This window comes from Romboutsia sp. LXY-2 (assembly GCF_056171995.1).
On record NZ_JBKFGI010000012.1, the window covers coordinates 88,353 to 114,281 of the forward strand.

Annotated in this window: 20 protein-coding genes and 1 tRNA gene; 5 read left to right on the forward strand and 16 right to left on the reverse strand. The window is 29.7% G+C overall.

Annotation, left to right across the window (positions count from 1 at the left end):
- Positions 1–178 precede the first annotated feature (178 nt).
- Complete coding sequence (locus tag ACI48P_RS17545) at positions 179–1,132, reverse strand: calcium/sodium antiporter (protein ID WP_475218138.1); 954 nt, start codon at positions 1,130–1,132, stop codon at positions 179–181.
- 327 nt (positions 1,133–1,459) lie between these two features.
- Here ACI48P_RS17545 and pflB point away from each other — a divergent pair, with 327 nt between their 5' ends.
- The gene (gene pflB / locus ACI48P_RS17550; protein WP_475218139.1) at positions 1,460–3,691 is read left to right on the forward strand and encodes a formate C-acetyltransferase; all 2,232 of its coding nucleotides are present in this window, start codon (positions 1,460–1,462) and stop codon (positions 3,689–3,691) included.
- 398 nt (positions 3,692–4,089) lie between these two features.
- The gene (pflA, locus tag ACI48P_RS17555) at positions 4,090–4,830 is read left to right on the forward strand and encodes a pyruvate formate-lyase-activating protein (RefSeq protein ID WP_475218141.1); all 741 of its coding nucleotides are present in this window, start codon (positions 4,090–4,092) and stop codon (positions 4,828–4,830) included.
- Positions 4,831–4,955: 125 nt separating this feature from the next.
- On the opposite strand, the gene thiI is transcribed toward pflA, so the two are convergent.
- Together thiI and ACI48P_RS17565 are read right to left on the reverse strand one after the other, a co-directional pair.
- The gene (thiI, locus tag ACI48P_RS17560; RefSeq protein WP_475218143.1) at positions 4,956–6,128 is read right to left on the reverse strand and encodes a tRNA uracil 4-sulfurtransferase ThiI; all 1,173 of its coding nucleotides are present in this window, start codon (positions 6,126–6,128) and stop codon (positions 4,956–4,958) included.
- Positions 6,129–6,183: 55 nt separating this feature from the next.
- Positions 6,184–7,335, reverse strand: coding sequence for a cysteine desulfurase family protein (locus ACI48P_RS17565; RefSeq protein WP_475218145.1), 1,152 nt, complete (start codon positions 7,333–7,335; stop codon positions 6,184–6,186).
- Between the two features lie 873 nt (positions 7,336–8,208).
- On the opposite strand from ACI48P_RS17565, the gene ACI48P_RS17570 reads away from it, so the two are divergent.
- A complete protein-coding gene (locus ACI48P_RS17570; RefSeq protein WP_475218147.1) occupies positions 8,209–9,204 on the forward strand; it encodes an asparaginase in 996 nt (331 codons plus the stop codon).
- A 334-nt stretch (positions 9,205–9,538) separates the two neighbouring features.
- Here ACI48P_RS17570 and ACI48P_RS17575 read toward each other — a convergent pair whose 3' ends face one another.
- On the reverse strand, positions 9,539–11,581 hold the full coding sequence (locus ACI48P_RS17575; RefSeq protein WP_475218149.1) for an ATP-dependent helicase: 2,043 nt from the start codon (positions 11,579–11,581) through the stop codon (positions 9,539–9,541).
- A gap of 190 nt (positions 11,582–11,771) precedes the next feature.
- Here ACI48P_RS17575 and ACI48P_RS17580 point away from each other — a divergent pair, with 190 nt between their 5' ends.
- The gene (locus ACI48P_RS17580) at positions 11,772–12,686 is read left to right on the forward strand and encodes a ribonuclease H-like domain-containing protein (protein ID WP_475218151.1); all 915 of its coding nucleotides are present in this window, start codon (positions 11,772–11,774) and stop codon (positions 12,684–12,686) included.
- A gap of 356 nt (positions 12,687–13,042) precedes the next feature.
- The gene (locus ACI48P_RS17585) at positions 13,043–13,945 is read left to right on the forward strand and encodes a DUF4300 family protein (protein ID WP_475218153.1); all 903 of its coding nucleotides are present in this window, start codon (positions 13,043–13,045) and stop codon (positions 13,943–13,945) included.
- 106 nt (positions 13,946–14,051) lie between these two features.
- Here the strand turns inward: ACI48P_RS17585 and ACI48P_RS17590 are convergent, their stop codons facing one another.
- The 12 genes from ACI48P_RS17590 to acsC all read right to left on the reverse strand — a co-directional run bounded on the left by ACI48P_RS17590 (position 14,052) and on the right by acsC (position 25,916).
- The gene (locus ACI48P_RS17590; RefSeq protein WP_475218155.1) at positions 14,052–15,116 is read right to left on the reverse strand and encodes a M42 family metallopeptidase; all 1,065 of its coding nucleotides are present in this window, start codon (positions 15,114–15,116) and stop codon (positions 14,052–14,054) included.
- Between the two features lie 127 nt (positions 15,117–15,243).
- Positions 15,244–16,362 (reverse strand): COG1361 family protein, encoded by a 1,119-nt coding sequence (locus ACI48P_RS17595; protein WP_475218157.1) that lies wholly within the window; start codon positions 16,360–16,362, stop codon positions 15,244–15,246.
- 127 nt (positions 16,363–16,489) lie between these two features.
- A tRNA-Ser gene (locus ACI48P_RS17600) sits at positions 16,490–16,582 on the reverse strand.
- A 281-nt stretch (positions 16,583–16,863) separates the two neighbouring features.
- A complete protein-coding gene (gene hisJ, locus ACI48P_RS17605; RefSeq protein ID WP_475218158.1) occupies positions 16,864–17,652 on the reverse strand; it encodes a histidinol-phosphatase HisJ in 789 nt (262 codons plus the stop codon).
- A gap of 225 nt (positions 17,653–17,877) precedes the next feature.
- On the reverse strand, positions 17,878–18,180 hold the full coding sequence (locus ACI48P_RS17610; protein ID WP_475218160.1) for a DUF8180 domain-containing protein: 303 nt from the start codon (positions 18,178–18,180) through the stop codon (positions 17,878–17,880).
- Between the two features lie 12 nt (positions 18,181–18,192).
- Entirely contained in the window at positions 18,193–18,612 is a 420-nt protein-coding gene (locus tag ACI48P_RS17615) for a DUF3842 family protein (protein WP_475218162.1), read from the reverse strand.
- Between the two features lie 15 nt (positions 18,613–18,627).
- Positions 18,628–18,819, reverse strand: coding sequence for a CooT family nickel-binding protein (locus ACI48P_RS17620; RefSeq protein ID WP_475218164.1), 192 nt, complete (start codon positions 18,817–18,819; stop codon positions 18,628–18,630).
- A 178-nt stretch (positions 18,820–18,997) separates the two neighbouring features.
- The gene (gene acsV, locus ACI48P_RS17625) at positions 18,998–20,926 is read right to left on the reverse strand and encodes a corrinoid activation/regeneration protein AcsV (RefSeq protein WP_475218166.1); all 1,929 of its coding nucleotides are present in this window, start codon (positions 20,924–20,926) and stop codon (positions 18,998–19,000) included.
- A gap of 217 nt (positions 20,927–21,143) precedes the next feature.
- On the reverse strand, positions 21,144–21,518 hold the full coding sequence (gene gcvH, locus ACI48P_RS17630) for a glycine cleavage system protein GcvH (protein WP_475218168.1): 375 nt from the start codon (positions 21,516–21,518) through the stop codon (positions 21,144–21,146).
- Positions 21,519–21,537: 19 nt separating this feature from the next.
- Positions 21,538–23,664 carry an acetyl-CoA decarbonylase/synthase complex subunit alpha/beta gene (gene acsB, locus ACI48P_RS17635; RefSeq protein WP_475218170.1) on the reverse strand — a complete coding sequence of 709 codons (2,127 nt, stop codon included), beginning with the start codon at positions 23,662–23,664 and terminating at the stop codon, positions 21,538–21,540.
- Between the two features lie 28 nt (positions 23,665–23,692).
- Positions 23,693–24,505, reverse strand: a complete 813-nt coding sequence (gene acsE / locus ACI48P_RS17640) for a carbon monoxide dehydrogenase/acetyl-CoA synthase methytransferase subunit (protein ID WP_475218172.1) — start codon at positions 24,503–24,505, stop codon at positions 23,693–23,695.
- A gap of 34 nt (positions 24,506–24,539) precedes the next feature.
- Positions 24,540–25,916, reverse strand: coding sequence for an acetyl-CoA decarbonylase/synthase complex subunit gamma (gene acsC, locus ACI48P_RS17645; RefSeq protein ID WP_475218174.1), 1,377 nt, complete (start codon positions 25,914–25,916; stop codon positions 24,540–24,542).
- Positions 25,917–25,929 lie beyond the last annotated feature (13 nt).

Below are 25,929 nucleotides of genomic sequence, written 5' to 3' on the forward strand. Positions count from 1 at the left end.
CAATTAATCCTAACCTACCTATTATATATTTAATTCGTATAATATGCAATTAGTATTTTGTCCCTAATAACGGTATAGTATACAATATATACATTAATATAGTTATAATTTTAATATTTTAATATGTACATCTATCATTTTAAATTATATAAATTTATTTAAGCATTTTAACTTAAATTTAAGCAAGATACATAAAATATAATGTTCCTAAATATGCTACATATGACCCTAGCATTAATAGACCTTGAATCCTATACAACTTATGCTTTTTGATAGTAGGAACTATCAGTATTAATAGTATTGCTATCATAAATGGAAAATCAATGCCTATATTTTGAGATAATACTGGTATATCATTTGGTAATGCTGAAAGAGAGATAACAGAAACTATGTTTAATATGTTAGCTCCTAGTACATTTCCTACTGATATGGCATGATGTTTTTTTCTTATTGCAGTTAAACATGACACCAACTCCGGTAATGAAGTTCCTAAAGCAATAACAGTTAAACTTATTACCCCTTGCGGTATTCCAATAATACTAGCAATTTCTACTCCACTCTCAATTAGTAATCTTGATCCAACAACCATCATAACAAGCCCTAAAATGAAGAATACTCCTATTTTAAATACTTCTGATTTTTTTAATATCTCTTTGCTTCTTTTATCAACATTAGATCTATTTCCTTTTATAACACTTTGATAGTTATTAACCATAAATACTACTAGTATAGCAGTTAATATTAGTGCATCACCTTTAGTTATTAAACCATCTGCCCCTAGCAGTAATAATGCTATTACAGAAACAATTAATAACAAAGACTTAGAGAAAAACATATCCTTATCCACTCTAAAAGGACTAATAAAAGCTACTAATCCTAATATTAAGCCTGTGTTACATATTATTGAACCAACTGCATTTCCCATACTCATAGTTGTATGTCCATCTAGTGATGCAAATAAAGATACTGTAAGTTCTGGTAGTGTTGTTGCAAAGCTCACTATTGTTGCTCCTAGTATTAGTTCAGATATGTTAGTTTTTTTACCGATTTCTACAGTGTTATTAATGAATATGTCTGCCCCTTTAGTTATTAATATAAACCCTAATAAGAATAATAAAATTGTAACAAACATTTAACCACCTCCCCTTATATATATTGATATTCTAAGCTAGTACAAAAAATGATTATTTTTTTGCTAAAGAGAAATATTAAACAATTTTATATTTTTGCGTTTAAGGTAAATATTGCCGGGTATAAATTCAATATAAAATTAGTAATCATAAGTATTTATCATATAATCAATTAATTTTTATGATAAATATCGACAAAATCTAGCTTAATTTTGTATACAAAATACTAAATGTATGTTATGATTAACTTGTTTAAAAAATATCTAGCTAGATTTTAAAATAAAGTAGAACTATAAAATAACCTGACTTAACCAAGGAGGACTTTTACTATGAACGCATGGCAAGGATTCAAAGCTGGTAGATGGACTAAAGAAATAGATGTTAAAGGTTTCATCCAAGCAAACTACACTCCATATGAAGGAGATGACTCTTTCTTAGCTGGAGCTACAGAAAACACTAAAAAATTATGGGAACAAGCTATGGATCTTTTCAAGCAAGAAAGAGACAATGGCGGAACTCTAGATGTAGATACTAAGACTGTATCTTTAATAAATGCTTACGGACCAGGATACTTAAACAAGGATTTAGAAACTGTTGTTGGTTTCCAAACTGATGCTCCTTTAAAGAGAGCTGTTATGCCATTCGGTGGTATAAAAATGGTTGAAAACTCTTGTAAGGCTTACGGATATGAATGTGATCCTCAAATAAGTGAAATATTCACTAAGTATAGAAAAACTCACAACCAAGGTGTATTCGATGCTTATACTTCTGAAATGAGAGCTGCTAGAAAATCTGGTATAATAACTGGATTACCTGATGCTTACGGAAGAGGAAGAATAATAGGAGACTACAGAAGAGTTGCTTTATACGGTGTTGATAAATTAATAGAAGATAAAATGCACCAAAAAGAAACATTAGAAGTTTCTTGTATGGACGAAGATGTAATCAGATTAAGAGAAGAGATATCTGATCAAATAAAAGCTTTAAATGAATTAAAAGCTATGGCTAACACTTACGGATTCGATATATCTAAGCCAGCTACTAACTCAAGAGAAGCTGTACAATGGTTATACTTCGCTTACTTAGCTGCTATAAAAGATCAAAACGGAGCTGCAATGTCATTAGGTAGAACTTCTACTTTCTTAGACATATACTTCGAAAGAGATTTAGCTGCTGGTACAATAACTGAAGAAGAAGTTCAAGAAATAATGGACCACTTCGTTATGAAGTTAAGAATGGTTAAATTCTTAAGAACTCCTGACTACAATGATTTATTCTCAGGTGACCCAACTTGGGTAACAGAATCAATAGCTGGTATGGGTGTTGATGGTAGAACATTAGTAACTAAGAACTCATTCAGAGTTTTAAATACTCTTTACACTCTTGGACCATCTCCAGAACCAAACTTAACAGTTTTATGGTCTACAAAATTACCAGTAGGATTCAAAAACTTCTGTTCAAAAGTATCTATAGACACAAGTTCTGTACAATACGAAAACGACGATTTAATGAGACCTTACTGGGGAGATGACTACGGAATAGCATGTTGTGTATCTGCAATGAGAATAGGTAAGCAAATGCAATTCTTCGGAGCTAGAGTAAACTTAGCTAAGACATTATTATACGCTATAAACGGTGGAGTTGACGAAAAGTCTGGTGCTCAAGTAGGACCAAGATTCGAGCCAATAACTTCTGAGTACTTAGATTACGATGAAGTAATGTCAAGATTCGAACCATTCACTGATTGGTTAGCAAACTTATATGTAAATACATTAAACTGCATCCACTACATGCATGATAAGTATTCTTATGAAGCATTAGAAATGGCTTTACATGATAGAGACGTATTCAGAACTATGGCTTGTGGTATAGCTGGTTTATCAGTATGTGCTGACTCATTATCTGCTATAAAGCATGCTAAAGTTAAAACTATAAGAAACGAAGCTGGAATAGCTGTTGATTACGTAATAGAAGGAGATTATCCAAAATTCGGAAACAACGATGACAGAGTTGATGCTATAGCAGTAGACTTAGTTGAAAGCTTCATGAACAAAGTAAGACAAAACAAGACTTACAGAAATGCTTACCACACTCAATCTATACTTACTATAACTTCAAACGTTGTTTATGGTAAGAAGACTGGTTCTACTCCATGTGGTAGAAAAGCTGGTGAACCATTTGCTCCAGGAGCAAACCCAATGCACGGAAGAGATACTAACGGAGCTTTAGCTTCATTATCTTCAGTTGCTAAATTACCATACGAGCATGCTCAAGATGGTATATCTAATACTTTCTCTATAGTACCAGGTGCTTTAGGAAAAGATATGAGTGAAAGAGTAAACAACTTAACAGCAATGATGGATGGATACTTCGCTCAAGATGCTCATCACTTAAACGTTAACGTATTTGATAGAGCTACTTTAGAAGATGCTATGGAACATCCAGAAAACTATCCTCAATTAACTATAAGAGTTTCAGGATACGCAGTTAACTTCATAAAATTAACTAAAGAACAACAAATGGACGTTATAAACAGAACATTCCACGGAAAAATGGCTTAATTTATAACATCTGTTAATAATAATATTAACTTCTTACCTCACCCGAGAAGTAAGAATCATCAATCAAAGTATATATTTTTTTCAGAGTGTAAGTCTCATCAACTTACACTCTCTTTTTTTACATATTAAACTAATTTTCGTTACTATATAAAGTTCTATCACCCAATCTTATACTATAATTTCAAATATTCACTAAAATTTCAAATAATTTACTATTTATTTAGATTTAAGTTTTATAAGCTATTATCTGGGTATAATATAAATATAACAATGAAGGTTAATCTATATATGAAAAATATAGACTTACTATAGATAATAGAATATAATGTATTTGTAAATAAATTTTGTATACAGTATATTCTTTGACAAATAACAAAACAACTTATGAGGTGATCATTATGATTAAAGGAAGAGTACATTCAATAGAAACATTTGGGACAGTAGATGGTCCTGGAATTAGATATATATTATTTATGCAAGGTTGTCCACTAAGATGTAAATACTGCCACAACAGAGATACATGGGACACTAAAGGTGGTACAGAATACACTACAGATGAAATAATAAGCCAGGCTTTAAAATACTCATCATACATGAAATTCTCAGGTGGAGGTATAACTGTTTCAGGTGGTGAAGCTACATTACAACCAGAATTTTTAACAGAACTTTTTGCTAAAGCTAAGAAGAACGATATTCACACTTGTTTAGATACTTCAGGATTTGTTGATATCGAAAAAATCGATTCTGTTCTTGATAATACTGACCTTGTATTATTAGATTTAAAACATATGGTTGAAGAAAAATCAAAAGACTTAACTGGTGTAGGAATTGAAAAAACACTTAAACTAGCTAAACATTTAGATGAAAGAAATATACCTGTATGGATAAGACATGTACTTGTTCCTGGAGTTACTGATGATGTTGAAAATTTAGAAAAATTAGGTCAATTTGTATCTACTTTAAACAATGTAGACAGATTAGAATTATTACCTTACCACTCTATGGGTGTTCATAAGTGGGAAAGTATGGGATTTGATTACGAATTAAAAAATGTTGAAGATGCTACAAAAGAAGATGTAGATAAAGCAGCTAAAATTGTTGAAAAATTCGGAGTTACAGTATTTAACAAGTCTAAATAATATTATAGCCCTTTTGAATCATAAAATATGATTGTTTATATAAAACAAAAAAGAAGCCTTATGGCTTCTTTTTTTGTTTTATATAAAGATAAGTTTTTCATAGGTTTTTAAGTATATATTAAAATTTAGAACTCTATATCTTCAATTTCTATATTATCTATAGCATCTTGTATTAATTTTTCTACATCTAATTTACTTTCTGACTTCTCTATTCTATCTAACTTAGGCTTTGTTACAGGTTTCTTAGGCGAGAATACTGTACAACAATCTTCCTCTGGCAATATAGATGTTTCAAATGTGCCTATTTTTTGTGCTATTTCTATTATTTCTGTTTTATCCATAGCTATAAGCGGTCTAAATACAGGTATACTTACAGATGCATTAGTACAAGTTAAACCTTGTATTGTTTGAGATGCAACTTGTCCTATGCTTTCTCCAGTTACTAAAGCTTCACAGTATCTGCTTTCAGCAACTCTTTCTGCTATCTTCATCATGAATCTTCTTGATATTATAGTCATTTCTTCTTCTTTACATTGTAAACCTATAGCTTTTTGTATTTCTAATATATTCACTTTATGAAGTCTAACTCTTCCGCAGTATTTAGCTAATATTTGAGCTAAGTCTCTAACCTTTTCTTGTGATTTTTCACTAGTGAATGGGTAACTGTGGAAATGAATACATTCTAATTCCATACCTCTTTTTGCAACCATCCATGATGCAACTGGACTATCTATTCCTCCTGATAATAAAGACATTGCTCTACCATTCGTTCCAAGAGGCAATCCTCCATAACCAGGCACTGTATCACTATATACCATTACATGGCTTTGTCTATATTCACATTTTATTTTAATTTCAGGATTTCTAACATCAACTTTTATTGCATCTTTAACTTGAGATACTAAGAATCCAGCTATATCTACACTCATCTCTTGAGAAGTTAAAGGTAGAGTTTTATCTCCTCTTCTTGATTCAACCTTAAAAGATTTAGCTCCATCTTCTATTTTTTCTTGTAACATTTTTAAAGCTAATTCTTTTAATTTTTCATAATCTTTTTCAGCTCTTACAGCTGGACATACTCCAACTATACCGAATACTTTCTTTACTTCTTCTATTATTTCTTCATAATCATAATCTTCTAAGTCTACATATATTCTTCCATACTCTTTATATACATTAAAGTCACCGATTGGCTTTAATATATTTTTTACATTTTTTATAAGCTTGTTTTCGAATATATATCTATTTTTTCCTTTAACACCTATTTCTCCGTACTTAACTATTAGTATATTGTACAAATCTATCACCTCTTATATTAATTTAGTCATTTTTCTAATAAGTCTAACCTTAAAATTATCTTCTTCTTATTATCATCCTTAAATCATTAACACTTTCTTTTACTTCTTTTATAGTTTCTAATATTTCTTCTTCTGTGTTCATGTCCGATAAACTAAATCTTATTGCTCCTTCTATTTCATCAGGAGTAAGTTTCATTGCATTTAGCACATGACTTCCTTTTTTCTTAGATGAACATGCAGATCCAGTTGATACATATATTCCTTTTTGTTCTAAGTAATGAAGTAATACCTCTCCTTTTATACCTCTGAACGAAATATTTAATACATGGCATACACCATCTTCTGGTGAATTTATCTTTATATCCTCAACATTTTCTACAATGCCTTCTCTTAGCATATTTTTAAGACTAGTAATATCTTTAATCTTTTTATTCAAATCATTGTTTAATATTTTTACAGCTTCACCTAAACCATAAATTCCAGGTACATTCTCTGTTCCTGATCTTATGCTACTTTCTTGACCGCCTCCTGTTAAGATTGGCTTTAGTCTATTATTCTCTTTCACATACATAAATCCTATACCTTTAGGCCCGTGGAATTTATGACCACTTACACTCATAAAATCAATATTATATCTAGATGGCCTAAAGCTTATTTTACCATAAGATTGCACTGCATCTACATGTAGGTATACTTTATCATCTAATGTCTTTAGGTACTTTCCTATAGCTTCTATTGGCTGTATACTTCCTACTTCATTATTTACATGCATTATTGTAACTAAAGCTGTAGTCGGTCTTATTGCAGCTTTAAGATTATCCATATTTATCTTTCCAGTAGAATCTACCTTTAAATATGTTACCTCGAAACCTTCACTTTCTAAATCTTTAAGTGTATCTAAAACAGAAGGATGTTCAATATTAGTTGATATTATATGATTTTTTCTTTTTTTATGTAAATTAGCTACACCTCTAATTATTGTATTATTAGATTCTGTTCCACCTGATGTAAAGAATATTTCTTTATCCTTTGCACCTATAGATCTAGCTATATTTTGTCTAACTTCTTTTATATTTTTTTCAACCTCAATGCCTTTTCTATGCAGAGAAGATGGATTTCCGTACTCTACACTTAGCGCTTGAACCACTTTATCTATAACTTCTTTATAGGGTTTTGTTGTAGCACTATTATCTAAATATATCTCCATATACTGCACCAACTTTCTTTATATACAAAAATTATTGTTTTTATATTTTTACCAAATTTATATGTTAATTATCAAAAGTAATTTATTTTTTTCACATCCTTCTATTATACCATTATTTTTTTCATTTTTTAACAATATATATGCTAATTGTGCTTATTTTTGGTTTTTTACAACAATATATAGTCTCTGTTTTATTCATATTTTATATTATTCTCTTTTTTAACTTTTTTAAGTAAAGGGAAATTTATACTTATCTTTAAGTAACCGTTTGCCAGTTTTAATTTATCGAATATTGTCTTAATTTACTAATATCTTTATATTTTTTTGTAGAAAAACTTGATTACTTTGTCGAACTTTGATATTATTTATCTATGGTTATCCCCCTGATAACCTTAATTAAAATCTCTATTCCCAATACCCCTTATAAATGAATATTTTATATTCATTTATAGCCTACTTCAGATCGGACAAATGAGGTAGGTTTTTTTATTTTTTATAACAATAAGTTCAATTACAAACTATTATTAATATATATTATTTTAAAAACAAATTTTTTTAGTTTTTATAAATTTTTTAATAAAAAGTATTGCTTTTTTTGTCGAATTTTGTTATTATTAATTCATGGTTATCCCCCTGATAACCTTAATTAAAATCTCTATTCCCAATACCCCTTTTGAACGGATAGACTTTATATCCATTATTGTTAAGTTGGCAACGGAAGCCACTTAACAAACAAAAAAAGAGCTTCCCCGAGCTCTTTTTTTTTATCTTTTTTTATCTTTTCCTTACTATTCCATAGACCTATGTATAATATTTTTGATATAATTTAATTAAATGATATAAATTTTTATATTTGAAAAGGTAGGAGATATTATGAGTAATAAAAAGAAGGTTGCTATAGTATTCACTGGCGGAACTATATCTATGACGGTAGACGAACAAGTTGGTGCTGCAATACCAACATTATCTGGTGAACAGATATTATCTATGGTAACTAATATCGATAAAGTTGCAGATGTTGAAGTATTTAACTTTGACGAAATTCCTGGACCTCATATGACACCTAATCATATGATGGAATTAAAGCATTATGTAAATAACTTACTTGCTAGAGAAGATATTTGTGGAGTTGTTATTACTCACGGAACTGACAGCTTAGAAGAAACTGCATATTTCCTTGACTTAACTATAAATAATCCAAAACCAGTTATTGTTACTGGTGCTATGAGAAGTAGCTCTGAATTAGGGTATGATGGTTCAAGTAACCTATCATCTTCTGTTTGCACTGCTATATCTGAAGAAGCTATGGACAAAGGTGTTTTAGTTGTTTTAAACAACGAGGTTTTATTAGCATCTGAAGCTACTAAAACAGATACACTTTCACTTAACACTTTCAAAGCTTTAAATGGTGGTCCAATAGGTATAATAGATTGTAACGAACTAGTTTTATATAAAAACATAGCTACTAGAACAACTATTGATACAGATGTTGTAGAACCTAAGGTAGCATTAATAAAATCTGGAGTAGGAATGGATGATAGCTTCATAAAATTCGCTGCAGATAGTGGTTATCAAGGTATAGTTATAGAAGCTATGGGTAGAGGAAATATACCTCCAAACATGTACGAAGGTGTTAGATATGCTCGTGAAATGGGTATACCTGTGGTTATTGTTTCTAGATGTCATTCAGGTAGAGTATTTGATAGCTACGGATATTTAGGATCTGGTAGAGATCTTAGAAATATAGGATGTATATTTGGTGGAGATTTACCTGGACAAAAAGCTAGAATTAAATTAATGTTAGCTCTTGGTAAAACTAATGACTTAAATCAAATAAAAGACTTCTTCGAAGAAGGAATATATTATTAAGATTTTTTAAACAATTGATTATGCTGCCTACCGCTGCGGCAATATAGCTAGCTTCACTTCCATGCAGGCCAAGTTCAGGCCTGCAAATGTCAGTCGAATCTATCTATATTACCTCCGCTGGTTTAGCTTCATAATCTTTTTGTTTTGTATAATCTTAATAGTGTGGGAAAAACATATAAAAAATAACAAAACTCAGCTTAATATTAAGCTGAGTTTTGTTATTTTTATATAATTATATATTATCGTCTATATCTTAAATTAATCTATTAAATATTTAATAGATTAATTTAAGGTTTAATAATTAAATATTAATTTAATATATATTCTTTATTAATTATATCTTGTAGATTATGTTGTTTAATAAACAAGATTTTGAATCTAAGGTTCTGTCTCCGTCTTTGAATCTTATTTTTATTAAATTTCTGTCTTTTTGAATTATTGTTCCTTCTTTAAACTTTTTGTGGTAGATTTTATCTCCTATTGTTAGGTTTTCTAGTTCTTTTTTTGTTGGTGCTTTTATGTCGTCTATGAATCTTGATTTTGATACTTTTCTACTGTATTTGTTTAATGGGGAACTTATGCATAGATTTTCTTCTGCTCTTGTTATTGCTACATACATTAGTCTTCTTTCTTCTTCTATTTGATCTTTTTTCTTATTTTCATCTACCATGTCATAAGATTTTTCATGCGGTATTGTTCCTTCGTTTGCTCCTATTATAAATACATTTCTAAATTCTAAGCCTTTTGCACTGTGCATTGTTGTAAATATTACACCATCAGCTTCTTTATTATTTTTATTTTCTACTAACTCTGATTTTACTCTTTCTATATGGTCTAAGTATTCTTCTATTGTTTTAAAGTTTGTTGCTGAACTTTCTAGTTCGTTTAATATTTCTATCAATCCATTTGTTTTTATTTTTCTGTTTGTACAATAGTCTAATATATATCTATCATAATCCAAACTACTTCTTATATATGAAATAGCATTTTTAGGATTTAATGTTTTTAAATAGCTTAAATCTATTTCTAAGTCATTTATTGTCTTTACTTGTTTTGGATGTAGATCACATTTGTTAATTAATGCATTTATAAAATCTTTTTCATCTTTTATCATATTAACATTGTCTTTTGATATATATCTAAATGGCTTATTTATTATTCTAACCCAATCTTTATTAGATTGAGGATTTAATCCTATTCTTAAGTATGACAATATGTCCTGAGACGCCCAGTGGTCGTATATAGTTACTACAGAGTCTTTAACTACAAATGGTATTCTCATATCCATAAATACATCTACTAAGGCTCTAGATTGTATATTTGTTCTATATATTACTGCAAAGTCTGTGTACTCCACATAGTCTTTTTTTATTTCTTCTAAAATTTCTTTTCCAATAAATACAGCTTCTTCTTCGGAGTCTTCAGGAGAAATATAACTTACTCTCGCTCCTTCTCCTTGGCTGCATTTAATTACTTTATTATGTCTATTTTCATTATTTTGAATAAGTCTATTTGCAACATCTATAATCTCACTTTTCGACCTATAGTTAATGTCTAACATAATCTTTTTGGTATTTTCAAAATAAGTTTCAAACTCCAATAAGAAATCAGGTCTAGATCCTCTAAACCCATATATACTTTGGTCTTCATCTCCTACAACAAATATGTTGTTTCTAGGATTAGAAATGAGCTTCATAACCTCAAACTGAACTTTGTTTATATCTTGAAACTCATCTACTAGTATATATTTGTATGCATTTCTAACAGTTTGTAAGGCATTTTGATTATTTTTTAATAGATAGTATGTCTTTATTAACATATCATCAAAGTCTATTTTGTTTATTTGTTCTTTATGTTCTTCATATAAGTTAAATACTTTTGAAAATTCATCACTAGTTAGTATCTCAGATTTAAAATCTCTTTTATCCATAAGTTCATTTTTAACATAAGATATTTCATTGATAACTTGTCCAATGGTTTCATCGTCATCTGCATTTTCTATATTAAGATTTTTTAGTATTCCTTTTAATAATAACCTTTTCGATTTTTCATCAAAAATACTATCTAAGCTATATTTTTCAAAGTGTCTTAGTATTCTAAAAAACACTGAGTGGAATGTTCCATATGTAACCTTATTCATTCGTGGATCATTACTTAAATTTAGCGCTCTATTTTTCATTTCTACCGATGAAGCCTTTGTAAAGCTTATTGCCAATATACTAGTTGGCTTTATATTATTGTTTATCACCATATTAGCTATTCTATATGTAATAACTCTCGTCTTTCCTGATCCAGGACCTGCTAGTACCATACAAGGCCCATCTATATGATTAACCGCATCCATTTGATGGGGATTTAATTTATCTATGCTTATCATAACTTACCACCTTGAAGTATTATTTATTTAATTTATAATAATATATAAGTTTATACTGAATAATGAAATTATAACACTTTTAAAATTAAGTATAAAATAATTTACATCCACAACTAAAAAAGTCATTCTAAAAATAATTAAATAAAAGACTTTTTTATTATAATATATAATTTAAAAAAGGAGAAATTTTATGGATATAATTACAAAGGTTTTAGATGAATATATTGACATTCCTCCTAATCATTTTGTTTTTGATATTGAAACTACAGGACTTAGTCCTAAATACTGTAGTGTTATCTTAATAGGCGTTCTTTTTAATTATGGTAATAACACTGTAATTAAACAGTTTTTCGCAGAAAATGAAGATCAAGAGAAAGAACTACTATTAACTTTTATAGATCAGATATCAGATTTTCAAAATCATATTACATTTAACGGAATAACATTCGATATCCCATTTTTAAATTCTAGATTAGCTAAGCACAATATTGATTTTTCTTTAGACAAATCTGATGATATTGATATTTTAAGATTAATAAAACCTTATAAAGAAAAACTGTCTCTATCTGATTGTAAACTAAAAACAGTAGAAAAATACGTGGGAATACATAGAGAAGATACTATATCCGGTAAAGAAAGTGTTGATATGTATAAAAATTATGTTAATAATAAATCTCAAAAATTAAAGGACATAATATTACTTCATAACTATGAGGATATTTATTACTTAGGTCACTTGTTTAAGATAAAAGAAGTTTTAGAAAAAAAGCTAGATCTCATAACTATAAATTCTAATATCCTAAAAGTTAAACTGATAGCTAAATCATATAAAATTTCTAATACTCGATTAATAATGAAATATAATATTTTCTCAGGAAACTACAATGACATAAGTATTTATACTGACAATTATAATATAATTTCTGGCAAAGATATCATTACTTTAAATATTAACATAGATAAAGGTGTAGACTCTAATAATAATTCTATACTATTTTATAGAATGTCTAAGATAATACCTTTAAAAGTTAATGATTCGTGCTTAGAAGAAAATATTCACACTTTATGTAGTTACTTAATTCAAAAAGAACTAAAAGCCTTATAAGGCTTTTAGTTCTTTTTTCATACGTCAATATTTTTATAAATAAGTCATCCCTTAATAAATCGAATATTCTCACGAATAACTAATGCTAATTTACTCATTTGATAAAAAATTCGCTTCGCTTGAGCGACTACGTCTGCGAACTACTTCATGTCGCCAACGACTTCGTCCGTTGCTCAAAATCTTTTTTACGCTCAAAACCAGTCTGTTGATATTACTTAGGTTAAGAAATTATCCACATAATTAGAAGTATTATAATATCCTTAAGCGTAAAAAATAAAATCTCTAAAACTTTTCCTACTCATAATGCGTCTTATTATATGTGACTATAAAATATTTACTACAAAGGAGAAAACATAATGAAAGTTAAAAAATATATAGCAATATTATTATGTACAGTAATTCTAACTACAGGGTGCTCTACCCCTAATAAAGTCAATAACGAAGAGGAAAATCAAAATCAAACACAACAATCAGATTATAGTAAAGATTACAAACTAACATATACTAATTTGGTAGATAATGAAACTAAAGAAGAAATCATAAAAAAGCTTAAAGATGCTGGAGTAAGAGAAGATTCTATAAATTACTTTATAGAAAAAGTTAACTCATACAATAAAATTATGAAAGAAATGAAAGGCTTACAAAGTGGATACATAACAACTGAGTTACCAGAGGCAAGTTTTGATGATGTATACTCAAGCCAAAAATGGGAAAAAGAAGGGTATTTATACCAGGACTTTAACTGTAGATTAACAGCATTCGAGATAATGAAAGATTTTATAAACTCAAATAGTCAATACACAGGTGATAGTAGTAACTTATTTATGGATTTAGATAGTTTTGACAACTATCCATTATCAAAATTTAATAAGGATGATAGAAACAAGTTTATAAATTTATTTGCATCTATTAAAGCAGAAGATACTAAGGATTATCAAGTTCACGTTGATACTATTAAAAAAGAGTTGGAAAAAAGAAATATAACTTTCAAGAATAATGGTAAAGTATCTATGATAAATGGATATTTACATGACTATGATACTAAAGAACTTTTTGTAGGTCATGCTGGAGTATTAATAGAAGACAACGAAGGTTTAACTTTTGTAGAAAAATATTCTTTCTTAACACCTTATATAGTATCTAAATTTAACAATAGAAAAGAATTATATTCATATTTAATGAATAGATTGGATGTAGACACAACAGGAAATGGTTCAAAACCTATAATAATGGAAAATGATAATGTTATGCAATTCTAATTAAAATAATGTCTCAACCTAAAATGTAATCTTATAAACTAAAAAAATCTATAAGTAGATTTGTATAAACAAATCTACTTATAGACTATATTTCAAAATATATACTCTATTCTTCTATAATTCTTTGGTACTCTTTGCTGTTTAATCTCTTTATAAATTCAGTAACAAGTTTTACAGTATTATCATAGTCATCTTTATGGATTATACTAGCATGTGAGTGTATATATCTAGTTGGTATACCTATACTCATACATGGAGCTCCGTTGTGAGCTAAATGCATTTGGCTAGCATCTGTTCCTCCAAATGGTAAAGAATTAACTTGATAAGGTATTTCTAATTCTTCAGCTATATCTATTAAGTAATTTCTAAGACCTACATGACCTACTAATCCACCATCAAATATATGTAACTGAGGTCCATTTCCTAGCTTTCCATCACCATAGTTTGTATTTTGACCTGGAGTATCGTTAGCAATACTTACATCTAGTGAAAATCCTATATCTGGATTAACTATTTGAGAAACAGTTTTAGCACCTCTACATCCTACCTCTTCTTGAACTGTGCCTACTGCATATACTACATTTTCATGTTCTTTATTTCTTAATTTTCTAAGTATGTCTATACATAAAGCACAACCTACTCTATTATCCCATGCCTTAGCTACAAGATATTTAGGATTTGCCATTTGCTCAAACTCAAAGTACGGAGTAATCATATCTCCTTGTCTTATTCCTAAGTTTTTAACCTCTTCTTTAGAATCCACTCCAATATCTATAAACATATTATCTTTATCTATAGAAGCTGCTGCATCCTTATTCGGTTTACCATTTATTATGCCTATGTATTCTTTTCCTTCAGATGTTGTAATAACCACCTTCTGAGCAAGCATTACTTTACCATTCCATCCACCTAATGTTTGGAATGTTATAAACCCTTTATCGTCTATATTAGCAACTAAAAATCCTATTTCATCCATATGTCCTGCCATCATTATTTTGGGACCACCTTCATTTCCCGTCTTCTTACAAATAATACTACCTAAATTATCTTGTGTTATTTCTTCACAGTAAGGACTTATATATTTTTTCATTAAATTTCGTACATCTTTTTCATTACCTGGAACACCTTTAGCTTCTGTTAATGCTTTAAACATCTCTAATTGTTTTTCCATAAGTAAATCCCCCTTATAATTTGAAATTTAAAAATCTATCTTATTTAATTTTAGCATATATTTACATCTGCTAGTGATAAAAAAAGAGCCTTCTAAATATGAAAGCCCTACTATTAATTAAATTAATTTAAAACGTTACTAACAATGCGAAAATTACATACAGAATTAATATTGCAATCCTAATTCTACTTAAAGTTATTGAAATTTTTATATATTTTTCATTATTTTCTAAAATACCTTTATTCTTCATCTTTTTTGAAAAGGCATCTAATATCCAGAAAGCTGAAATAACAATAACATTACTAATAGATAAATATAATGTTCTACGTGAACTTACTTCAAGGTCTTCATAATTATAAAATTTATATTTACCTTGTTTCACATATATATAATAATCTGATATAGTTTCCTCTTTATCAGGTTCATTGTACGTTACATAACCATAATAAACCATATCTAGTTTTATATCCTTACTTGTATTAAACTTTAAGGTGCCAGTTTCTCCTGGCTTTAATTTGCCACTATATCCAACATAATAGCTCCCAACAATATTTCCATCAAATTCTTCGTTTAAAGTTAAGTGAATTTTATCAACATCAATTTTAGAATTATTTTTTATTTCTAATTCATAATATATCTTATTATTTTCTTCTTTTTCGCTTATATATTTAAATGATATAGCATCAACTTTAGGTGTAATATCGTGGTATTTGTAAAACTTATCATCTCTATCACTACTAATTCCTAATTTAATTTTACCATCTTCTATTCTCTTAGTTACTTCATAAGATTTACCTTTACCATCACAATAAGAATATCTATCTATTTCAAGTTTTTCACCATCTTTTAAATTTTCATGACGGTTACTTAGTATAGCACTTTCTCCAGGCTCTAATACCTCTATACTATAGGACGGAATAATAAACTCAGATGGATTATTCATCTCTTGCTCTTTTAACCCAATACTTATTTCATATAAGGTTTCGCTAGAGTTATTTTTAACTTTAATTTGAGAATACTTAGAGTTTCCTTTTGTTTTGATATATGTATCATTAGTTTTGATATTTTCATATTCTACGTATTCAGGATCTCCTACTTCCAATCTATCTTTATCAGCTGATACATAACTAGTATCATAATTATCTAATTGACTTTGACTGTAAAAGAAAACTAATATTGTAAATAGAACTGCTCCTACAAACCAAAGTAATATTTTTTTCCAGTCCTTAGGTAGCTTTTCTTTCATAATAATCTCCCCCTTTGACCATTACTAAAATATTCCCTTTATGTTAATTATATCTCATACCTCAATATTACAGTACATCTATATTTTTACACAATAAAAAAGACTATCGAAAATCGATAGTCTTTACTGGCGGAGAAGGAGGGATTCGAACCCTCGCACCGGTTTAATCCAGCCTAATCCCTTAGCAGGGGATCCTCTTGAGCCGCTTGAGTACTTCTCCAAGCTCATCTACAAGATAAATTATATAATAATTTCTATAGATAGTCAATATATATTTTCCATTTTATATAATATATTTTTTATTATGATTATATATAGCTTTATAAGAATAATAAACTCAATCTACATTTAATAAATTATTCTAAAAAAGCTTCTGATTTAATTATTAATTACTACACAGAAGCCTTTTCATATTTTTTATAAAGTTATATCTTACTATTTATAAATTACTTAACATAGATATATTTATATACCATCTTTAACATATTTAGTATGTTATTGTTACTCACCTAAAAAGTCTCTAAGAGATAATATTTCATCAGCACAATGTGAATCTGTTCCAAAAACCATATTTATATTATGCTCTTTTATTAAGTCTAATAAAGCACCATGTAAATATGGTTCTTTACAGCCTCCTTTTCTAAGCCCTGATATATTATAATCTACCTCATAATTTTCATCCTTTATCAATTTAATTAAATCTAGCAAATCTTTATTTTCGCTATAGTCATGTGGATGAACTTGATTAAACTTTCTTACTAAGTTTAAATGTCCTATTCGTTTAGGTTTAAATTTACCAAGGTCAGATTTTATAGCCTTTTTTACACTTTGATAGTATTTAGAATATAAGTTATCTATTCCTCCTAACCTTTTCGCCAATTTTATAAACTCTTCAGGATTATAATCTACACAGTGATATTCGTCGTCAACTTTTATAATATGAACTGATAATATTGCATCATCAAGATCATCTCCTACTTTATTGAGTATATATCTTGTGTATTCTTCATAACCTTCTATGTAATCAACTTCTAACCCTATATTTATCTTTATCTTACCTGCATACTTTTCTTTAATAGCTTTTACATCATTGATATATAAATCTAATTTATCAATTTTCATTGCACTATCATCTTCAGGTGAAGGGTCTTTAAAACCAGTTGGTAAAGGTAAATGCTCTGTAAAAGTCATTTCTTCTAATCCTATTTCTATTGCTCTTTCTACATACTCTTCAAAAGCATCCTTAGTTCCATGAGGACAATAAGGTGAGTGTATATGTCCATCTCTCATGTAAATTTCCTCCATTTATATCGTCATAATTCCCTAATTTAAAAACTTATTCTTATACGTAAAAAATTCGCTTCGCTCATGTCGCCAACGTCTGCTCGGCAAGCTCACATCCCGTTGCTCAGGTTGAAAGTGGTAGGTATTATAACTTATCCAAAAACCAGATAAGTTATAATACCTTAGTATATAAAATAGCTGTTTCAAAAATTATTTTGAAACAGCTTTATATTACATATATTTTTTAGCTTCCATTAACATTTGATTAGCTTGTTGCATACATTCTATAGCTTTTTCTATATAGTCTGCAGTATCATTTTTCCCTATAGCTTTAGCTTTTTCTACCCACTCTTTAAATCCTTCTTCATGAGATTCATTGTGGTTTATCCAGTGAACTAATAATATTTTTAAAGTTTTTTCGTCTTTATTTTCTGCTGACTCCCCGTGTGTATGTACATGTTCATGAGTATGCTCGTGATCATGGTCATGGTCATGTCCATGATGGTATCTTAAAGTTTCATTATTAAATATCATTTGTAACTCCCCCTATTTTTTAATATTAAACTCCTGCTTTATTACTTTTATAGAATCTTTTATCAGTAGCGCCAGCGGTTTATTTTCTAGTCCAACAACTTCTATGTTTTCAGGCATAATCGGTAGTAATATTTTTAAAGCTTCACTATCTGCTACTGCTTCACTTATTCTACTTGTTACCTCTCCCATCATAGAATTTGGCATTATAACAGAAATAGGTGCTACTATTATATTTGCTTTTTTAGACGATACCACTATTGCATTTTCCCCTGTTGCACCTTTATTTGCATGTGACTTCATCATTGAGCTAGTTGCTATTGAGTTTGTACCAAGTGCATATATTTCTATATACGATGGTAACTCCTCTCTTAAGGCAGATACCACTTGGGCACCTATACCTCCACCCATTCCATCTATAACTGCTATTATCATAACTAATTCCCTTTACTATATATTCTCTTTTATTATTATTTTGTGCTCCATTAATCTTATTTCTTTTATTTCCCCATCTATTATCTTTTGATCTCCAAGTAAGTCTGTTAAATATACTTTTCCTTCAATTGGATCAACACTTACAACGTTATCCATAACTCTCTCTAGTTTATCTTCTTTCCAAATAAAAGCTGCTGATTCACACATAATAATCCTCCCTTTTTATACCTTTTTTCTAGATATCAAAAAAAGATTTCTTTAGGTATTTCAATACTCCAAAGAAATCTTCATGATTTCGTTTTTTTAATATATTATTATAAGTTGAGTATATCACTTTTTAAGTTGCTACGTCAATTCAAATTACCTATTTTTGCTATATTTTGCTTTAGTTTTCAAGTATATTTTTTACTGTTGGAAATTGCTCAATATTGGTATGAGGTAAAAAACATGCAGATATAAACTCATCCATATATGTAGGATATACGCTTAGCTCCACATAAGTCATTTGATTACCTATTTCTTCTAGTTTTTTCTTAGCATCCTTACTAACTAAAGTAAGATATGCACCTACTAAAGAACTATTACCTATATAAGTAAATTTTGTTCTATCTATATCAGGTAAAAGTCCAATTAGAATCGAATTTTCTATGTCTAAATTGTTTCCTATTCCACCTGCAATATAAACCCTGTCTAGCACACTAAAATCCATTCCCAGGCTTTCTACAAGGGTATAAGCCCCAGAATATATTGCACCTTTCGCTCTGATAAAGTTATCAATATCTACTTCATTTACTGTTATATCATTTTCAAGGTTGTACTCTTCTTTAAATGCTAATACATACTCTCCTATATCATATTCATTAAACCTTATTCTTTTATTATCTATATCTTTGTGTATTTTACCTCTTCTATCAATTATATCGCATAACATTAACTTACAGATTAAATCGATTATACCTGAGCCACATATACCTACTGGCTCACAGTCTCCTATTATTTTTAAGTCAGGTACTAGAGTTTCTTTATCTATATTTACCTTCTCTATTGCTCCACTTGATGCTCTCATTCCACAGCTTATTCCTCCACCTTCAAATGCAGGTCCTGCTGAACAAGCACAGCTCATCATGTAATCTTGGTTTCCAAATACTATCTCACCATTAGTACCTAAATCTATAAATAATACATTTTCTTCGCTAGCCCATATCCCTGAAGATAATACTCCAGCTGTAATATCTCCTCCTACATAAGAGGCAACATTAGGAGCTATATATAAATATGCACTTTCATTAACATACATATTAACATCTTTAGCCATTAACTTAGGTGATTTTAAAAATGGAGGAATATATGGTTCCATTCTTAAAAAGTCAGAATATACACCTAAAAATAAAGAACTCATTGTTGTATTTCCTGCCGCAACAACACTTACCACATCATCTTTATTTACTTTGTTCTTTTTATATAATGATGCTAACAAAGGATTTATAGTTTCTTCTATTATTGCTTCATTCAATTTTTTTAGCCCTTCACCTTTTGTTGAGTAAATTATTCTATTTATTACATCTGCACCATATTTTATTTGTGCATTTCCTGATGAAGCTTTATCTATTACTTCTTTAGTATGTAAATCAACTAAGCATACAACTACAGATGTAGTTCCAATATCTATAGCAATGCCATATAATTCTTTTTCTGTGTTTTCTGGTTCAGTATTTAATATAGTAAGCTTATTCTTTTTTTCTACATAAGTTAATGTAATTTTAAAGTTGCTTTCTCTTAAAACAATAGGTATTTTTCTTAATAATTCTAAACTAAAATCTATTTTTTCATATCCTAAGTTATTTCTAACATATCTCTCTAGTCTATCGACATCACTAATATTATCATCTAAATTTGGTTCTTCTAATTCTATATACAGTTTCTTAATATTGCTACTAAACTTAAGATTATGTTTTTTAATTATATTTTTTGCTCTGTCAAATATCTCTTTATCCTTTTTCTTGTCACTGCCTTCAATCTTCATTTTATCCATAGATGAAGATAATTTTGATGGCACCTCTATTTCAATATCGCATGTAACCTTCGTATTACATGCCAATATATATCCCTGTTCCCATTCTTCATCCTTTATGTGTAAAGTTTTTTCTGTATTTACTTGCCCACTTAATAACTTAACTTTACATTTTCCACATGATACATTTCCATTACATGGAGCATCTATAAAAATATCATTATTTCTTGCTACTTCTAATAAATTGTCCCCTTCATTACAATAAACTTCTTTGTTATGTGATTTGAAAACTACTTTTATCATGCTCTCCCCCCAATATGTATCTTTAACATAATTTTAGCACACGCTAACTAACAAGTAACAAAATTCATATTTTTACTTAAGTAAATTTATCAATTTTATTACCTGCTTGAATATTAAATATATATTTTTTACTGTGATTTTAAGATAAGTTGTATTGAGAATAGGAGTATAGTAGGTTTGCGTGCACTCAAACCAAATATACTCCTATATAATAATATTATTCTAATCCGTTTTCATATTCTTCAGAACTAATTAAATCAGCAATCTCTTCTTCATTTTCAATCTTAATCTTTATTATCCATGCATCATATGGATCATCATTTATATATTCTGGTTCATCTTCTAATTTTTCATTTATTTCTACTACTTCTCCTGATAATGGAGCTATTAAATCAGAAGCTACTTTAGAAGATTCAACTACACCATAATCCTCATCCTTAGTTATAGCATCTCCTACTTCTGGCATTTCAACAAATAAAACTTCTCCTAATTGATCTTGAGCAAAATCAGTTATACCTATTATTGCGTATTCACCTTCTACTTTTACCCATTCATGTTTGCTAGTATATTTTAAACTTGGTATAGTTTTCATAACACTCCTCCTAATAAGTTTACATTACAGCTTCCATTGATAATGCTGGATGACCTTTTTCTTCTAAGAAAGCAAGTACTCCCTCAGAATCAGTAGCTATTGTTTCATCACATATCATATCACAGAAGTTTTCAACTCCTGTCATCTCTTTAACTGTTGCATTTAACTTATCAGCAACATAATCTTTTAATTCTTTTGGCATCCAAACTATTCTTTCTGGTCCACCTTCTGCAAATGCAAATTTCTTAGAAGATATGAAATGTCTTCCGTGTCCCATGAATCCTGGAGTTTGAACCCCTCCACCTGTCATAGAAGCTAATTCACCAAATGTCATACCAACTGGAGTTATTCCTCCATGCTCTCTATTTACTATAACAAATCCGTTTGCTTCTGGCATTATTCCACATATACACTCGAAACATCCGCAAGAAGTCATAGGATCTTCTAGTATAGAGTAAAGAGTAACGCTTTCAACTGCACCTTGAGATATTTGACCAACAGTATCATTTACTGATGCCCATACCCCTGTTCTTGTATCTAAGCATTCTCCTTTTACTATTGGTTGACATGGCCCTGTTGGGTCAAGCTCTTTAGTAGCTTTTGCATCTAACCAGCTAACTGCACCACAAAGTCCAAGTCTTTCAGGAGTAACAACACAAACGTGCGCTGGAGCAAATGATTGACATAAGTTACAAGAATAGAATTCTTCAACACTTTCATCAACTAGAGATGCTAATCTCTCATCTCTTGATTCATATCTAGCTGCAGCTTCTGCTTTTAATTCTGAAACTTTTTCAGCATCAGTAATTATCGTTACTTCACATTTATCAACAACAGATTCAAATTCATCTCTCATCTTAGCATATAAAACTTCTCCTATATGCTCTAATCTGAATCCTTTTTCAAATGCATCTTTAGATATTCTTATCCAAGACATATCTCTTTGACCAACGTGCATTACACCTTCTATATAGTTTAAGAAGTAGTGTAAACGTCTTTCTAGAACTGGTTCAAAGTCATCTTGCATGTTTTTACCAGCTATTTTAACTACAACAGCTAATGGTAATCTAACTACGCCATCAGTTTCAACTTGATCTATGTTTGGTCCAACCACTTCTATCTTATGGTCTTCAACTTCACTTGCTTCTTTGTGTATAACAAGTTCCCAAGCTTCAGTTTTATTTCCACCAAATTCAGCAAACATATCGTTCTTTCTTATTCTTTCTCCTTCGAATGCTGCTGCAAATGAAACTGGTATTGGTATATCAGTTATTTTTATTTTTATATTTCTAGCTTCTAAAGAAGTAGCTACAAATTTATCATAATCTTTTTGAGTTAATAAGTTCATCGGAACTTCTAAAACTGTTTGATCAGTTATAACAGGGAATCCAAGAGCTATTGCTCCTGCTCCAGCAGATACAACTAACTCACTAAGTGGTCCAAATGCATTAACAAATGCAGGTACTCTCTTAGCTGTATATTCTAATAATCCATTTAAGTCACCTGGTGTTAATCCACCGAATATCAGTGCTGCTCTTACAGCAACAGATACAACGTGGATAACAGATGTTACATCATATCCCAATGGTATAACCCTTAGCTCAAGACCCATCTTAACTCCAGCATCTATTGCTTGATCTATTACTTTTCCAACTAAGAAAGTTAATAAACCTTTCGATTGATAATCTTTTATTACCTTAGCTGCGGTTTCATTATCTGGACATTCACCTAAAACAACTGCAACTCCAGGTATATCCCCAGTAACTAAAGGTACTCCTAGTGATCTTATTATTGGATCACTAATGTGTCCAGCACATGGCTCACTATATGGAGCATCCATTGTTGAATATTTTAATGCTTCTATAACTTCAGCCGCAAGTGCTGTAGCAAGACCTGAATTAAATGCATGCTCTAATAAATGAGTTCTATTTATTAAAGATTCAATTATTCCAAGAGCTGCTTCTAAATCAGCTAATGTATTCATTTTTTGACCTGTAGCTGCATATATGCAAGGTAGAGAATAAGCTGTATCTGGGAATGCAACCTTATGTTCTCTTCCATTTTTTTCTATTGCTTCACTTAACATACCTTTAGCTGCTGCTAAAGCTTGTTCTGAACCTGTAAAAATTATATTATATAAATTCACTCTACTTTCCCCCTTTTAAACTTATAGATTATGCGTTAAATGCAAATCCACCTTCATTTAATTCTAAATAAGAATCAGCATATAATGATGCGTTGTTTATTATATCGCAAGATTTTATCATCTTCATTAACTCTGCGTCACATGGATTTATTATTGCAGAGCTAAATCCATTTGCCATAGCCATTGCTAAGAATGCACTATCTAGAACTGGTCTTACATGTTTAGGACATCCATTAGATACGTTAGATAATCCTCCTGTAGTTAAAAGTCCCATTTCAGTCATCATTCTTATAGCTTCAAGAACTTCACCTTGTTTTTCTTGCATTCCTTTTATAACTAAACATAATGGGTCAAATAATATATCACTTGGATCCATACCTAACATTAACCCTTTTTCTAGTATTTCTTGGCAATAACCCATACGCTCATCATTATCTCTTGGTATACCTTCTTTAGCACATAAACCTATAACTTTAGATTCATATTCAGCTGCTAAATCTATTAAATCTATTCTTCCACCTGCATCAGCAGAGTTTATTATTGGTTTTGCATGAGTTCTATCATAAACTTTAAGACCAGCTTCTATCGCTTTTCTATTAGCAGTATCTAGCGCTAATGGAACATTATTAAATTCACTTTGAAGTAATTGAACTCCCCAAGCCATTAATTCTTCTCCATCTCTTTCTGCTGGACCTATATTAAAATCTATATAATGTGCTCCTGCTTCTAATTGTTCTTTAGCTCTTTTTAATATTGGCTCAGGATCTCTTTCTGCTAATGCTTTTCTTATTACTGGCGAAATACAGTGTATTCTTTCTCCTATAATCATAAACTTTTCCATTTACAATTATCCCCCTTTAGTTTATTTATAATTATTAAGCGTTTGCAAGACTTTCTTGTTTTTTAGTATTGTAGTCCTTTAAGAACTTAGGTAATTGCATTGATTCCTCAGTTCCTATTACAACTTTCCATCCTGGTAAGTTATCTTCTATATCCCCTTTAAGTACTGCAACTTTACCTGGTATTATTAAATCTCTATTCTTAGTTACACTTTCTACACCACTTTCTTTGATAAAAGCAGATATAGAATTTCCACCAAATTTACCTGCTGCCCATGCAGTAAGAACTGAGTATCCACCTGCATCTGGTATTACAAGCCAGCATGGCACTTTAGATCTTTCTATTTCACCTGCTATTATAAAGTAAGTTAATGCGAAGTCAACAGTAACTAATACTGGTGAATTTTCATCTGGATTATTTATTGGATAAATCTTAGGTTCAACCCTCATTGGTCTTTGTGGATCTGTATATATATTTTGTCTTAAAGCAAATAGTGGTAATGCTTTAGCATAGTTTATATCATCTAAAACTATTATAGATCCATATTTTACTGTGAATAATGATGATAATGCTACTTCCATCATTTCATTATCTTTAGCTAATTTATTAGCAAATATTATTGAAGGATATCCAAATGTTCTATCTTGCTCTTTTAAAGATATTCTTCTAACTTGAACAGCATTAGTAAATGTATCTTTTACAGTTTCTCCAGTTACATCTAATACTAATTCTTTATATCCAGCGCCTTGAATAGCTTCTATAGTAGCATATAACTCTTCTAAGCAACTAGCTTTAACACCTAAAGGTAATTTAGCATCTTTAACTACATTTATCATAGCTTGATAGTTTTCTTTGTTAGCCCCATAAACCATTGGTTTAAACTCTTTTAAAATTCCTACAGCCTCTGCTGCTACTTCTGCATCTTCACAAACTATTATGTAAGCTAAATCTAATCCACTATTTTTAACCTTATTTATTAAATTTATGAAGTTTTCTTTGCTGTTAATATATTCTAATACAGCCATTTCAGCCTTCATTTCTTCGCCTATTCTTACATAATCAACAATCTTCATATTTGTAAGTTTTGCTTCTATATCATCTTCACTCATAGCATCATTAAATGCTACAGCAAATCTATTTCTATTTACTAGTGTTTTTTCATGTCTGAATAATACAGTTTCTCCACCAAATTCATACTCGCTTTTTCCAGTTCCTATTTTTAAAGCCTTCATTAATGGTGCTGTAGCTTCTGATAATTGAGCTATAGCATCATCTGACATATGTGGACATTTGCTTACTTCAACAGCCCCTGATGCAACCTTCATACAGAAAGCCATACATGTTGGGAATCCACAATCCTTACAGTTTTTCTTTGGTGTTAATTTAAATATATCTAAAGCTTTTAATGCCATTATTTTATCCCCC

What these genes read in the sequence shown, in the direction of transcription:
- ACI48P_RS17585 (WP_475218153.1), top strand. Translation starts at nt 13,043, where the DNA reads ATGAAAGTTAAAAAATATATAGCAATATTATTATGTACAGTAATTCTA.
- ACI48P_RS17575 (WP_475218149.1), bottom strand. Translation starts at nt 11,581, where the DNA reads ATGATAAGCATAGATAAATTAAATCCCCATCAAATGGATGCGGTTAAT.
- ACI48P_RS17565 (WP_475218145.1), bottom strand. Translation starts at nt 7,335, where the DNA reads ATGGAGATATATTTAGATAATAGTGCTACAACAAAACCCTATAAAGAA.
- ACI48P_RS17615 (WP_475218162.1), bottom strand. Translation starts at nt 18,612, where the DNA reads ATGATAATAGCAGTTATAGATGGAATGGGTGGAGGTATAGGTGCCCAA.
- ACI48P_RS17590 (WP_475218155.1), bottom strand. Translation starts at nt 15,116, where the DNA reads ATGGAAAAACAATTAGAGATGTTTAAAGCATTAACAGAAGCTAAAGGT.
- pflA (WP_475218141.1), top strand. Translation starts at nt 4,090, where the DNA reads ATGATTAAAGGAAGAGTACATTCAATAGAAACATTTGGGACAGTAGAT.
- ACI48P_RS17595 (WP_475218157.1), bottom strand. Translation starts at nt 16,362, where the DNA reads ATGAAAGAAAAGCTACCTAAGGACTGGAAAAAAATATTACTTTGGTTT.
- acsE (WP_475218172.1), bottom strand. Translation starts at nt 24,505, where the DNA reads ATGGAAAAGTTTATGATTATAGGAGAAAGAATACACTGTATTTCGCCA.
- ACI48P_RS17570 (WP_475218147.1), top strand. Translation starts at nt 8,209, where the DNA reads ATGAGTAATAAAAAGAAGGTTGCTATAGTATTCACTGGCGGAACTATA.
- ACI48P_RS17545 (WP_475218138.1), bottom strand. Translation starts at nt 1,132, where the DNA reads ATGTTTGTTACAATTTTATTATTCTTATTAGGGTTTATATTAATAACT.
- acsV (WP_475218166.1), bottom strand. Translation starts at nt 20,926, where the DNA reads ATGATAAAAGTAGTTTTCAAATCACATAACAAAGAAGTTTATTGTAAT.
- ACI48P_RS17580 (WP_475218151.1), top strand. Translation starts at nt 11,772, where the DNA reads ATGGATATAATTACAAAGGTTTTAGATGAATATATTGACATTCCTCCT.
- gcvH (WP_475218168.1), bottom strand. Translation starts at nt 21,518, where the DNA reads ATGAAAACTATACCAAGTTTAAAATATACTAGCAAACATGAATGGGTA.
- acsC (WP_475218174.1), bottom strand. Translation starts at nt 25,916, where the DNA reads ATGGCATTAAAAGCTTTAGATATATTTAAATTAACACCAAAGAAAAAC.
- ACI48P_RS17610 (WP_475218160.1), bottom strand. Translation starts at nt 18,180, where the DNA reads ATGATATTTAATAATGAAACTTTAAGATACCATCATGGACATGACCAT.
- hisJ (WP_475218158.1), bottom strand. Translation starts at nt 17,652, where the DNA reads ATGAGAGATGGACATATACACTCACCTTATTGTCCTCATGGAACTAAG.
- ACI48P_RS17620 (WP_475218164.1), bottom strand. Translation starts at nt 18,819, where the DNA reads ATGTGTGAATCAGCAGCTTTTATTTGGAAAGAAGATAAACTAGAGAGA.
- pflB (WP_475218139.1), top strand. Translation starts at nt 1,460, where the DNA reads ATGAACGCATGGCAAGGATTCAAAGCTGGTAGATGGACTAAAGAAATA.